At 44.7% G+C, this 13,657-nt stretch carries 8 protein-coding genes; 6 read left to right on the forward strand and 2 right to left on the reverse strand.

Annotated features, from left to right (window positions below; all coding sequences use genetic code 11):
* Positions 1-207 precede the first annotated feature (207 nt).
* Together ACED45_RS08930 and ACED45_RS08935 are read left to right on the forward strand one after the other, a co-directional pair.
* Complete coding sequence (locus tag ACED45_RS08930) at positions 208-1,050, forward strand: helix-turn-helix domain-containing protein (RefSeq protein WP_017096162.1); 843 nt, start codon at positions 208-210, stop codon at positions 1,048-1,050.
* Between the two features lie 101 nt (positions 1,051-1,151).
* Positions 1,152-2,498 carry an MATE family efflux transporter gene (locus ACED45_RS08935; RefSeq protein WP_108161102.1) on the forward strand — a complete coding sequence of 449 codons (1,347 nt, stop codon included), beginning with the start codon at positions 1,152-1,154 and terminating at the stop codon, positions 2,496-2,498.
* A gap of 109 nt (positions 2,499-2,607) precedes the next feature.
* Here the strand turns inward: ACED45_RS08935 and ACED45_RS08940 are convergent, their stop codons facing one another.
* The gene (locus tag ACED45_RS08940; RefSeq protein WP_065607971.1) at positions 2,608-3,789 is read right to left on the reverse strand and encodes an MFS transporter; all 1,182 of its coding nucleotides are present in this window, start codon (positions 3,787-3,789) and stop codon (positions 2,608-2,610) included.
* 215 nt (positions 3,790-4,004) lie between these two features.
* Positions 4,005-6,011: a hypothetical protein gene (locus ACED45_RS08945; RefSeq protein ID WP_371713823.1), complete on the reverse strand. Its 2,007-nt coding sequence runs from the start codon at positions 6,009-6,011 to the stop codon at positions 4,005-4,007.
* Between the two features lie 242 nt (positions 6,012-6,253).
* Here ACED45_RS08945 and ACED45_RS08950 point away from each other — a divergent pair, with 242 nt between their 5' ends.
* The 4 genes from ACED45_RS08950 (at position 6,254) to ACED45_RS08965 (ending at position 13,650) form a co-directional block, all read left to right on the forward strand.
* Positions 6,254-11,104 (forward strand): DUF1566 domain-containing protein, encoded by a 4,851-nt coding sequence (locus tag ACED45_RS08950; RefSeq protein WP_371713808.1) that lies wholly within the window; start codon positions 6,254-6,256, stop codon positions 11,102-11,104.
* Between the two features lie 64 nt (positions 11,105-11,168).
* Positions 11,169-11,348 carry a Flp family type IVb pilin gene (locus tag ACED45_RS08955; RefSeq protein WP_371713809.1) on the forward strand — a complete coding sequence of 60 codons (180 nt, stop codon included), beginning with the start codon at positions 11,169-11,171 and terminating at the stop codon, positions 11,346-11,348.
* Between the two features lie 30 nt (positions 11,349-11,378).
* Entirely contained in the window at positions 11,379-12,260 is an 882-nt protein-coding gene (cpaB, locus tag ACED45_RS08960; RefSeq protein ID WP_371713810.1) for a Flp pilus assembly protein CpaB, read from the forward strand.
* A complete protein-coding gene (locus ACED45_RS08965) occupies positions 12,253-13,650 on the forward strand; it encodes a type II and III secretion system protein family protein (protein WP_371713811.1) in 1,398 nt (465 codons plus the stop codon). The genes cpaB and ACED45_RS08965 overlap by 8 nt, the downstream gene beginning before the upstream one ends.
* Positions 13,651-13,657: the final 7 nt, after the last annotated feature.

Here is a 13,657-nt window from a genome sequence, read left to right on the forward strand (position 1 = left end):
GGGTTCTATTTAGCGGCTCAAATCTAAGTTTTAACTCACTCCCCTCTCACACTCCTATCTATTTCACCGCGTCCATTCTTTCACTGCCCATCACTCATTGATAATGGCAAGCGAATGACTTAAAAGTCGCAATCGACTACATTAGAAACGCTGAGAACAACCGACTCTAGTCTTAACTGCACCATCTGTCTTCAACCAAGGAATGTCATGAGAACTCCCATCAAACACATGCGCCTGATTAAAGGTCAACCTTGTAGGGTTGAGGAACTGACTAACAGCGACGACGCATTCTTAGAACCGCACAGACATGAATACTGGGAGTTGGTGTGGTGCGTAGATAGCTTAGGCAGTCAGAGCATTGATTTTGTAGACTATGACAACAAGGTCGGCCGTATTTTTACCATTGCTCCGGGTCAGGTTCACCGATCTGAACTAGTGGGAGAAAGCGCTCGTTTACTGGTGTTTACGCCGGGCTTTGTCAAAACCAACCATCGCAACACACAGCTGGTCGACACCGTTTTTGCCATGCATCAAAGTCGTCCTCCCTACTTAGATTGCAGTGAAGAAGGCAACCGCTACCTACTGCCTATTTTCACTATGATTAAAGAGGAGTGTGCACGAGAAGAGAGCGACTGGGATTTGGTAGAGTCCCTCATGAATAGCTTTTTGCGCTACATATTACGTTTCGCCAGCCAATCATCATTGAAAGGCGAAGTGCGCGACAGCCGAGTAAACCAAGTGGTCGATTTGATTGAGCAACACTACACTACCCACAAACATTGTGAGTTTTATGCGCAAGCGCTATCGATAACTAACAAGCGCATCAATGAGATCGTGAAGGCTGAACGAGGTAAGACGGTCACCCAATTGATCCACGATCGAATCATCTTGGAAGCGAACCGAGAATTGATTTTTTCGACCAAGACAATTAAAACCATCGCCTTTGAACTTGGCTTCGAAGACCCCGCCTATTTCAGCCGTTTTTACCGTGGCCAGATGAATGAGTCACCTGCAGAGTTTCGAACTCGATGTGCAGATAGTGCAACATAACACGCAGATCATCCCTTTTTAGAACCCAGTTAAGTTCGGATAATGCTCCCTCTTTATTTCATCCACTTTGGTTACATCCAACTTGTTGGGAGCACTCTCGAATGGCCATCAACCTTAAAACCGATCCTATATCTAAATCCTTTTATCAGTACCTTTGGCCAGCGCTAACTGGCATGGTGATCAAGTCTCTCTTCATCATGGGAGACGCATGGTTCGTCGGACGTGGTGTTGGCCCTGATGGACTTGGTGCTATCGCTTTGACCATCCCTGCTTTCTCAATATTTACCGCTATCGCGATGATGGTTGGCATTGGCGGTGCAGCGCTTATGTCTATCGAAGTTGGCAAAGGAAATTCAGCGTCGGGTCAAACCCTCTTTAGCCAATCAATGCTCAGTACCGCCGTGCTTAGCACCATTTCAGTCAGCATTGCTCTGTATTTTCTAGACGACATGATTGCGTTAATGGGCGCTTCTGGATACATGGCTGAACTGACTCACGATTACCTGGCTGTAATGCTGCCATTCTTTGTGTTGTACTCGTTAGCTTGGGTCATGTCGTGCTTTGTTCGTAACGACACCAACCCAAAACTGGCGACTTACGCGATGTCGATAGGTGCTGTGGTCAATCTAGTGTTGGATTACTTCTTCGTCTTAAAGTGGGGCTGGGGTATGAAAGGGGCAGCCTACGGTACAGCCATTGCGCAAGGTGTTATCGCTTGTATTCTATTGAGCCACTTTGTACGTAAACAAGGCACCTTGGAACTGAGCCTAAAAGGAATTGGTTTGGACAAACTGCCAAGCATCCTAAAAATAGGTACACCGACCTTCTTTATTGAGGTAACCGCCGCGATGACAATCTTGCTGTTCAACTACGTGTTGCTGCATCAGTTTGGTGAGAATCATATTATCGCCTATGGCTTAACGGCAAATATCGGGGTATTCGCTTTGTTTGTGATGGTCGGAATCGCTCAAGCCTGCCAGCCAATCATCAGCTTTAATCATGGTGCCAACCAGCCAAACCGAATCGAAGCGATTTTTCGCTTAGGTTTAAAAAGTGCCATTGGTAGCGGCTTGGTGTTTATGGTTATTGTGTACCTGCTTGCGCCTCAAATCGCAGCCCTCTATTTGGGTGATTCAAGTGATTTGATTGCACTGTCAGCCAATGCATTAACGTTCTTCTTCTTTGCTGTACCACTGATGGGCATCAACTTAGTGATCGCCAACCTGTTTCAGGCAACAGCTAAGCCAAAACAAGCGACACTGATATCTCTTGGCCGCGGCTTTGTGTTCGTCGCCTTGGGCATCATAATTTTGCCAAAGCTATTCCCAGAACAAGGAATTTGGGCAAGTATCCTGTTCGCGGAAACCGTAACAGCCATATTCAGCCTGAGCATGTTACGCAGCTACAAGAAGCGCTTTTCAGGCTCATTAGAAAAACAGGTGGCATAAGAAGTAATCCGTTTAGTACGTCACGCCTTTGACTACCAAATAGCACATACAAAAAAGCTCCAATATCGCTATTGGAGCTTTTTGTCTATCTCACCAGATTGAAAACAACTTAGCGCCAGCTGAACATCCGGACTTCGTTACCCTCTTCAGGCTTCTTAGGAATGTTTAAAGACAGTGCCAAAGAAACCGCCGCCATCACTGCACCAATGTAGAAAACCGTTGCAGGGGAAGACAGCCAAATCACACCAAACGCGACTGGAATAACAACCGCTGCAATATGGTTGATGGTGAAAGAGACACCCGCGGTTGATGCCATGTCAGCAGGATCCGCAATTTTCTGGAAGTAGGTTTTGATCGCCAATGCCAACGCAAAGAACAGATGATCTACCACGTAAAGTGCTGCCGCCCACTCAGCGCTTTGCACCAAGCCATAACCAACAAACACACCAATCAAACCCACATACTCAAAGATCAGAGCCTTACGCTCACCCACGACACCAATAAATTTACCAATGCGTTTTGCGAACAAGAAGTTAAACAGATAGTTGATTAAAAACAGTAGCGTGATGTCAGCAGCCGAGTAACCGAACTTCTCTACCATCAAGAAGCCCGCGAACACGGTAAATATCTGCCTTCTTGCTCCGCTCATAAAGGTAAGAGCGTAGTAGAGCCAGTAACGCTTTCTCAGCACCAATTTCTTATTCTGTTGGGTCTTGGTCTGAAACTCCGGGAAACCAAAGGTCATCACCAAAACCAAAATCAAGCCAATACCGCCAGTGATGCCATACACCCAAGCAAAATCGAGTTTGAGCTGTTCTAACATCACCCAGATAGATCCGTAAGTGATTAACGAGGCTAACGCGCCAACGGAGATCATCTTACCTAGCATCTCTGGCGCTTCTTCTTTACTCAACCATTGCAGTGACAGAGACTGCTTCAGCGTTTCAAAATAGTGAAAACCCGTAGACATCAAAACCGTAGTCAACAACAAGCCTGTGAGTGTAGGAAATAAACCGGTAATCGCCGTGCCTACAGTCAGCATCGCCAGCGATATCAACATAAAGCGTTGCTCTCGAATGAAGGCTAAAACAAACACCACAGTAAACGCTAAGAAGCCTGGGATCTCACGAACACTTTGCAGCAAGCCAATATCGGCACCATCAAAGTTCGCTTTCTCAATCACGAAGTTATTCAGCAGAGCCATCCAGCTCGAAAACGCGATCGGGACAACAATCGAAATCAGTAATAAGAAGTTTTGCGGCGTTTTCCAGCTCGCGGTTGATGCACTCATGACAGCCAAATCCTAAATAGTAATCCAGTATCATACTCCGGTTTTATGGGAATTAACAAACGATTAACTTTTGTTTTCTAGTGTTTATACAGAGCATAAATGCATGGTGCGAAAAGAAATAAACAAGAGAAATAGGTCGTTATGAAAAAGAGAGGTGAAATAAAAAAGGAGGAATAAGAAGGGAGCAAGCCTCCCTTCTTTGAAGCAATAAACCGTTAAAGGCCTTTATAGAAAGTTAGCCATTCACCTCGTTCTAAGCCACTGACGTGCACACCAGAGATGCCACTTGAAGTTGTCGCATTGGTCGGAGAAAACGAGAGATTTACGTTTTTAAATTTATCGGAGAGTTCACTTTCTGTACCCGTTTGAGAAAGAATGTAGCCCAAGTTCGTTGAACTCCAACTTGAATTGCCGCTGTCTTCCCACTTTTTGAGGAGTTCTTTGGTCACCAGTTGGCTGCCAACTTTTAGAGCCGGGCCGATGATATTTCGGAACTGATAATAGTCCGCACCCGAAGAAGTTAACACAATCACCTTATCTTCTAACACATACAAAGACTTGATAGCATTGTTACTCAGAGACTCTGTTACAAGTAAGGTTCTCGTCATGTTATCAACGATATAAAGAGAACTTGCTGTGGTAATCGCACTGGTTTTTCCGTCTCGCGATGTCGCGATCTTGCTAATAGCAGAATCAACGGTCAGCTCCCCAAGTACAGTTTGTTGTATCGAGTTAGACACCCACTCAACCTTATTGCTATCCAACCCCAACAATATCTGCTGATTCACGACAATATTGGCTGTTTTAAGGTTTAACTTATCAATCGTCATTTTAGTGGATAGGTTAGCCGTATCGATAACTTCTGCCGCTAAATTACTGTTTGAAAAGTAATTCTTATAAACAATTAATGCTTCACTTTCGTCGTAAGATGACATGACTTGCGGTGAGGAAGCTTTCAATGCGTGACTCCAGCTTTTCATATCAAGCTTATTAGCACTTAGCAATTTGAGTTCTTGCTGTGAGTATATCGAACTTCCAGTATTTTTAATCGCCAGTAACGAGCCACTTTGTAACAGAGGAACCACTGCTGCGAAGTTATCATTGATGCACGACTCACTCGATTTAGGCGGCACGGCTGGATTAGGTTTTGGAATGGGTGGAAGCGTACCGCCACTACGACTGCTGTATGTATCAATCGCAAAAGCCTTCACGCCAACATTGTTGTTATTCGAACCATTGAGGCTTGTAAGGAAAACACCATTAGCGCCTTGGCTATTACAAATATCACTCGATGTGGGTGAGACGTAAGCGGTCGGTTTATAAACCTTGTATGCCTGAACACCATTTAACGCAGGAACTAACTGAATGATTTCACTTGAGTCTACCGGTATTTCTCCACCCCCAGTACCACCTCCGTGATCGTAATCATCATCGTCGTCATCATCATCGTCATCATGGTCGTCGTAATCATCGTCGTCGTGTGAACGGATGCTAACCAGACTAGAAACCGCTTGAGATGCATTGTCACCATTGATTGTCACCGGCTTATTGCGTGAAGAACTATCAATTTGCATAACCACATCATTGGCCGTTAAAAACACAATCTGACTGCTCGCTGGATTCAGAGCTATCGACTTCGCATTAGACAATTGCGGTACCGATTGTGAACCGCGAACAACCAAAGAATCTTCAATTTGTAGATGTCGAGAAACCGTACCAGCAACGTCAATATTAGATAAGTCTAAAGTCTTATGTTCTATCATCAAATCAAGAGCATGAGCAATATTCGTATAAGAAGACTGCTTACCGTCACTTTGCGCCTTTTTCAGCGATTTTAACAACAGATTTGATAGATCTTTAGTTCCATGAGTTGAGTCCAGCACACTAAAATTGATGCCAACATGATCGCCTAACTTACTTTGAAGTGATGCTTTTGCTTGTTCTACATCGTTACTTACCGTTGGGTTAAACATCATCTCGCTATGAATCAAAGTAGTGAAAGGCGTCACCACTTTCATACCAGGAGAAGCAGTCAAAATTGCACCATCATATTGCCTTTGCTGTGCGTACCCAGAAACATCAGCAATCTGTTTCTCTTGATCACTGCATACGCCATTCAGATCTGCATCAGCGCAGACTAATGAATCTAAAAACGCATAGCCTGAAGCCGTAGACCCAACTGGGTTTTCGCTATCAGAACTGCCTCCACATCCTGAGACCATCAAGGCACTAGAGATTGCTAGTGACAATTTGCATATTAAGAATTTATTGTGCATTTTTTCGACCGATTCACCTAGTTTATTATTGGATTGATAGTATTTAATTTGGCTATTAAATCACTTAACGAAATAAAAGATCAAATGATATTGATAATTACTATCATTTAAATTAATATCCTCCGCCTTTCCTATGGGTAATTTATAAATTATTTGGAGTTCAGGTGGTAAGGAATCCATACAAATTAATGAGTGTTTCACTCGTTTCCACAATGCTGATTGCTTGTGGCGGAGCAGAGTCAGATCCGAAGCTCAAACAGTCACAAACTAAGCCAAGTTCTCAGAATATTTCGGGCATTGCTTTGGATGGTTATTTACGCAACGCGAAGGTTTGTTTAGACAGAAACAGCAATGCTATGTGCGACTCTGCTGATGGAGAAATTTCCACTACGGACGCCGAAGGACGATTCCAACTAGACGTCGACAATGATGTCGCCCAATACCCAATATTGGTCGAAGCGGTTGCCGGTATAACCATCGATATGGATTCACCGAATCAGCCTATTGAATCCGGATTTACGCTAGAAGTACCGAGTAGCAATTCGGACGTGATTAGCCCCGTGACGTCTCTCATTGCAAGTGTATCGAGAACCAGTGGAATCAGTTTTGATGAAGCAACCCAGCTTGTAGCCAGCGACTTAGGCATAGATAAACAACTGGCTGTTGGTGATTATTCCGCATCAAACTCAACCAAAAGCCGTGAAGTACACATGTTTGCGCGCGGTGTTACTCGCGTACTTCAGGAAGCACAAATGGCTTCTGTTGATGCAGGTGTCGACCAAGTAAATGCTCGAAAAGGATCTATGTACAAGCTGGCAGAGCTTGATTTAACAGAATTTAAAGCCAAGACCGATTTGCTGTCTCATGGCGCATCAGGAACCGATAGCGCATTGAAACAACTTGGTAAGGAATACCGAGACCAACTCAAAGTTTCCCAAGAAGACATCGATGGAAATGAAATCATCACTAGGCCGCCAGCTCCTAAGCACGGTCAAGTCAATGATGCCTCAGACACCTTCGATTGGCAGCTTGTGCGTGGCTTCACTCACAACACAGATTACGAATATTCATTGGATTCAGGGAAGACTTGGACAACGGTAATTCGTAAGCCGATTGTTATAGGGAAACTGGCGTTCGACAAAGGAGCCGTTCAAGTTCGAGTTGCTGCATCTAACGTTCGTAATACCCCTGCCGGAAAGCCCATGCTTTCAGACAAAGCGTTTACGCTAACGACAGTGCCTGCTGCTCCAGCTTGGATTAGTGTGAATAACGCGATCAATCAATTTGATTGGGCATTTGTCGACTCGTTTAATGAACTAGGTTTGTATGAATATTCATTAGATAACGGCTCAAGCTGGACGCAAGCAACTGAAAAACCTCAAGACATTCCAGATCTAGATATTCCAGTTGGACATCTAAAAGTTCGTGTAGCCAAGGATGACTCGCTAGGTCACCCAACAGGATTAAGTTCAGCATCAGAACAATCGATGACGGTAACCCCAGTCCAACCCGCGCAACCAGTACTAGATTTTGCTAACGACAGCACCAATCAAATCAATTGGCTTTGGGTTAATGGATACAAGGATCCGTCTTTCTACGAGATTAATCTAGGTAATGATTGGCAGGACGTAACTGCACTGCCGTATCTTGTTGGCAATGTTTCACTTCCTGCAAACACGATTTCGGTTCGCGTTAAGTCAAATGCACTGGATGCCCGCCCCGCGGGAGTTCCGTTGGTTATCAGCTCTGTATTCACTCGCTCAGAAAATCAACCTATAGCACCAACCTCACCGATTGTTGACGATGCAGAAAACACATTCGCATGGACAGACGTTGAAGGATTTACAGGAAGTGATTTCTACGAATACTCTCTCGATAGAGGCATTACTTTTACCCCTGTAACTAGCAACCCACAAGCTATCCCAGATGAGGCGTTTGCCAAAGGGCAAATTTGTGTAAGAGTAAAAGCAGGTACAGATCCTCAACATGATCCTGGCGAAGCGCTGTGTTCAGACAAGGGCTACTCTGTTACTCCTAGTATGCCTGCCGCACCGACATCACCAATCTCTCATGATGGATTAGATACATTTGACTGGACATTTGTTACCGGGTTTTCAGAGGTAACGGATTACGAGATCAATACACTCAACACCGGCTGGGCAGTGGTTACCACAAAGCCATATCAGCTAAATGACCAAGCTTACGCTATTGATTCAATCCAAGTACGCGTTAAACGAGATCCGATTACGGGTCGCCCTAGTGGTTCAGAGTTAACCAACGATATGGCGTTTACTGTTCGTCCGTCAGCACCAATTGCCCCGACGGATCTGGTGGTTAACGACACAAACAATACTCTCGATTGGACATACTTCGGCGAATTCACTCAGCCCGAGCACTTCGAAGTCACGCTCGACTCCGGCTCAACTTGGACAAAAGTAACCGCTAAGCCTGTAGTGATTGGCAATATCGACAAGAACATCGCTGAAGTACAATTACGAGTAAGTGCAAACCCTAACAATGGTATGCCTCACGGCGCGTCAGCATTAACAACACAAGCCTTCACCAAAGTGTTTGAGATTCCATCACCAACATCGCCTGAGATTACTAACACTTTTACTAGCTCAAACCCAATCAAGACCAATGGTTTTGAGTGGGACTACTTAACTGCCAACGTTGATGGCCAATCTGTTCGCTTTGATGAAGCCGAATACTATGAGTTCACCAATGACCAAGGCCTCACTTGGCATCCTGTTGTTTCAAAACCTCAATTTATTGGCCCAGAAGCGTACGACAAAACCAATGTCGGAATTCGATTAAAAAGGAATGCGAAGCAAGGTGTATCAAACTCAATCAGTGACACCCTTTGGGCTACAGATGCTGTTAGTAGCTTCACTGCATTAAAATTCGTACCGATGAAAACCCGTTCGCAGGCCGCTGATTTTAGTTACGGTGGCTCATGGAATTCCTACTCCCTAAATTGTATTGCTGAATACGATGACAAAGGACAAGGGGAGCCGACGTTTTGGACGAAGCGATTCTCTTCAGAAACCGATACCGTCTTCGATAAAGTCGCACAAATGGATGATTGTGATATCGCTGGTTGGACGCTTCCAAACACCAATGAAGTGATTACGCTATCGCAACGAGATCCTGCAACACTGCCATCAAATCTAAGAAGTGGTGGTTACTTGGTATCGAATCAGTCAATGAATATATTAGCGGATAAAAATGGCGTCGCTGTCACTATCAACAAAGGCCAGGAATCTGTTGAGCAATATTATTCAAAATACGCATACGCTAAATGGGAATTACCGTCTGGGCCGCAGCTAGTCAGTCACATTGATGCTTCAACAACTGCTGTTGAAACCCTACTCAATACACAAAGTTCAATAGTAAAGGCGGCTGAGGCTTACCTAACAACATGGCTAGCAAACAATCAGAAAAAAGCGCAAAGCTACGCGACTTTAGAAACCCAAGCACAAGCTAAAGCTGTTGAACTGGCGGCCTTTACTAAACCATGGCTTGACGAATTGAGTGCAGTGACCACGAAGCTCACTATTTACGACTTTCAGGTGTCGGTTGCTCAAAGCCGTACTGATGCGGAGAGCCTTGAGTTCATTACCAAAGTAAAAGCTTACAAAGAAAAAGCAGCGAAACTACAGCAAAACTCGAACGGGTTAAATGCACTAGTTGAAGGTGCTAAGTTTGCTCAAAAAATGGCATTCATCCAGAAAAACTCGGTGATGCTAACCGATGCCACAAGTGCAATAGGCTCAGCCTCATTGGCTTCAGAGCTGCATCAAGCAAGTTTGGACCTCTACAGTGCCATTTCAGTATTAGAGAGCCAATATGCGCAAGTCACTGACTTCATTAACCAACTGAATACCGCAACTAACGGAATTAGCTCTGAGTTTGATTCGCTCATCGCTCTATATCAAACACTCATCAAAGAGATGAGCACAACAGCCACACTCCACGATCTCGCTCAATCCAAAGTGTTAGCAAAAGATGGGCTAAAACAAGCGGCAGACAATGGGTTTAGTGTTTCTCAAGCCAACGCAATGGTAAGTAATCGCTTCGCCAAGTTGGATGAACTAGGAAACTACCTGCCAAGCGACACAACCTATCAACAAGGTTGGCGCTGTGTTGAAGACACGAAAATTACAGGAAAACGTCGAGTATGGGCACTGCTCAAAGATGGACTACCGCATGGTGCTGACGATCTTGCCTATGATGCTTCAGCGACCGGATACGCGAGCATACTAGGCAGTAACGAATTACTCGCGAGCACTAATAACAACAAGCTGTGTGGTTTTAGTGACTGGGAAGTTCCGCACTTAGCACAGCTGCTGTCGATTAATACCAAAGCTGTCGAAGGTTCAAATTCGAAAATGACCTTGGATACAGACGTATTTCCAAATTACTTGGGACTCAAGCCAGAATACGACAAATCTTATTTCGATAATGGAACCACGTTTTATTACTGGTCTAGTGCAGCAAGCGGTGATCAACAATACATCACAAGTTACGACACTAAAGAAAGTAGCCAAACCTTAGATAAAGCTCGTACCGATGGTTCTGAAGACAAAGTCGTCTTAGCTCGATTATTCAGAGAAAAGTCTGCTAATTATCAGTATCTAAATGCGCAAGGAACGGTAGTAACCAACCGACAAAATGCAGTGTGTGCTCAAGACACAGACAGCAACTTGGTTTGGCAACTCTTCTCTCGAGGTGATAGTAGCCGTTTCAAGAAATACGTAGATATTGCTCCTCTTATCACAGCACAAAATACCAAGAGTATTTGTGGCAAAGCTAATTGGCGTTACCCGGCAAAAGCTGAACTCTATAGCTTATTGCCACTTAACAACGAAGTGTTTGAGTTCAACGAAGCAACTGGTGGTAACTATGGCTACTACATCACCAGCGACCCTGCACCTTATGGCCGCTTCAAAGGGTTAAATATGACAACCATGACGGAGACTGATGTGTCTACCGCGAGCTATTCATCAGCTTATCTATATCGATTAGTTGCAGACTAACGACACCTTTACTAATTACCACAGCAGCCTCAGCTGAGGCTGCTTTTATCTAGGAAATAACAACATGTTTAACAAAAAAAAGCAGCGCGGCGCGGCCGCTATCGAATACGCAATCCTCGCAGCAGCAATGTCAGTGGTCTTGCTTAATTTTGTAGGCGGCGAGAATGGTGATCTAACCGAAGCCATTACTGACGCTTACCAAACTGTCGTCGTTCAGCTCAAAGACGCTCAAAAATCAGAATAAGCCCGTTTACCGTAAATTAAAGGAATAGTTATGACTGCCAAGCGACTCATGTTGCTGTCGTTATTTTGCTCGGTGCTCGGAATATCCGTTTTACTGTTGAGCCAAACCAATAACGAGTCTGCGAGCACCTCTTCTAAACAAGCCGTTAAGCAAACGGTCAAAGTGCTGGTTCCAACTCGCACTATCGAGATAGGTCAAGCCTACACACCAAACTCGTTCCGATGGAAAGAAGTTCCACAGCAAGAGTTAGAGAACTACATCGACCACGTGACACCGGAAGATATTTCTGCGGCTCACACGATGTCAGGGCTAGCACGTACCAAGTTAGTCAAAGACTCAGTGTTATCGAAGGCCGATATTACAGAACCTAAAGGTGGCTACTCGCTCTCATTGAAGTTGCAACCGGGCTATCGCGCGATTTCGGTTCCTGTCGATCAAGTCACGTCTAATTCAGGCTTCATTGAACCGGGCGACCGAGTGGATATTCTCCTACTTGGTTCACAAGATGGCGAGCTACTTCGTTACGGTAATTCATCTCAAGGATTGTACGTTACAACGATAGTACATGATGCAAGAGTCTTGGCATTTAATGACAAACAAACGGCAGAGTCTTATCAAAAGGCCCGTGAATCTAATCAACATAAAAAAGTTGTCCCTGACGACAGCAGTGTCTCTTTAGAAGTGACACCCGAGCAAGCAAACCAAGTAGTACTTGCGAAGCAATTAGGAAAGTTAACGCTTGTATTACGCGGGCAAAACGAGGCTCAAGATCAACCTCAACACGCAAATGCCGTGACGCTGAAAGTCATTTCTCCAGACACAACTCAGGTATTACCTGATGTGGGTTTAGTGGAATTTAGAGCCGAAAATAAAACCGTCAATAATAAAACTGGAGCTGATAACAATGGCTAATATCTGTCGTTGGTGGGGTGTTCTCCTACTATCAAGCCTATGTGTCTCTTTTGCATCTGCAGCATCAACATTTGATGTGACGATCAATGAGGCGAGAATGATTCGCTTACCTGAAAAAGCGAAATCCATTTTCATCTCTAACACCCATATCGCTAATTACCAAACCTTAACCAATACCAAGGTGATGATATTCGGTAAGCAAGCTGGCAGCGCTACGATCACCGTTTTGAATGAACAAGAACGCGTGATTTATACCAACAAGATTCGCGTCACGCATAACAGCCGCGAGTTCAATGAACTGGTTAAAAACAAGTTCCCAGAAGCGTCAGTCAACGCGGAATCTCTGGGCGGAAAGTTATGGCTTAAAGGACGCGTTCCTTCTCCGATGATGGCACACAATATCGTGTCGATCGCGAAAGGCTACTTATCCCCTATTGTCGGTTCTACCGAACAACCAGAGAGCTCGAATTCACAGGGAAACAGTAACAACAGCAGTAGTTCAACCAATCAAAATCAGCAGACTCAACCCAATGATGATGAGCTGATCAATCAATTGGTTGTCACCATGCCAAATCAGGTCAACATTCGTGTAAAAATCGCTGAAGTCTCAAGAAATGTATCCAATAAGTTGGGCATCAAATGGGGTTCAATCGCTGGCGGTGTGGGGCAATTTTCGTTTTCAAAGCTGCCTAATGTCAGTAGTTGGGGCAAGCCGAGCATTACTGCTCTGATTGATGCGCTAGCAACCAACGGCATGATGTCTGTGCTTGCTGAACCTAACTTGACCGCGATGTCAGGCGAAGATGCGGAGTTTTTGGTGGGTGGGCAAGTACCGCTGCCACTGATTACGGCTGACACCACTCAAATCGAATACAAGGATTTCGGTGTAAAACTGAACTTCACCCCAACCGTGCTCAGTCAAAACCGTATCAGCTTAAAAGTAAATCCCGAGGTCAGTAACATCTCAATCGAGAGCCAACAAGTGATAAACGGAACTAACTTCCCTTCTTTTACCACTCGTAGCGCCTCCACCACCATTGAATTGGCAAGTGGGCAGAGCTTTGCTTTAGGTGGGCTATTGAAATCGGAAGACATCGAACAACTACAAAAAGTACCGCTCATCGGTGAGATACCAGTACTCGGTAGCCTGTTTCGCTCGACTGAATTCACTCGTAGAGAAACAGAGCTGATCATCATTGTAACGGCTTACCTAGTTCAACCGACTCGTTCGGACACAATGCCACTACCAACCGATGGCTTAATCCCATTGAGCGATGTTGAACGTTTACTGGCATGGCCAAGAGAGCAACAAAAAACATCAAATAATAAAGCGACTTATACCGACAACCAGAAGCCTCGCTTACTGGGTGACAACGGGTTCTACTACTGAGGACATC

This window comes from Vibrio crassostreae (assembly GCF_041439375.1).
Taxonomy (GTDB): Bacteria; Pseudomonadota; Gammaproteobacteria; order Enterobacterales; family Vibrionaceae; genus Vibrio; species Vibrio crassostreae_D.

Excerpts from the sequence above, each read along its gene's own strand:
- ACED45_RS08935 (WP_108161102.1), top strand. The coding sequence starts at position 1,152 with ATGGCCATCAACCTTAAAACCGATCCTATATCTAAATCCTTTTATCAG.
- ACED45_RS08945 (WP_371713823.1), bottom strand. The coding sequence starts at position 6,011 with ATGGTCTCAGGATGTGGAGGCAGTTCTGATAGCGAAAACCCAGTTGGG.
- ACED45_RS08965 (WP_371713811.1), top strand. The coding sequence starts at position 12,253 with ATGGCTAATATCTGTCGTTGGTGGGGTGTTCTCCTACTATCAAGCCTA.
- ACED45_RS08955 (WP_371713809.1), top strand. The coding sequence starts at position 11,169 with ATGTTTAACAAAAAAAAGCAGCGCGGCGCGGCCGCTATCGAATACGCA.
- ACED45_RS08930 (WP_017096162.1), top strand. The coding sequence starts at position 208 with ATGAGAACTCCCATCAAACACATGCGCCTGATTAAAGGTCAACCTTGT.
- ACED45_RS08940 (WP_065607971.1), bottom strand. The coding sequence starts at position 3,789 with ATGAGTGCATCAACCGCGAGCTGGAAAACGCCGCAAAACTTCTTATTA.
- cpaB (WP_371713810.1), top strand. The coding sequence starts at position 11,379 with ATGACTGCCAAGCGACTCATGTTGCTGTCGTTATTTTGCTCGGTGCTC.
- ACED45_RS08950 (WP_371713808.1), top strand. The coding sequence starts at position 6,254 with ATGAGTGTTTCACTCGTTTCCACAATGCTGATTGCTTGTGGCGGAGCA.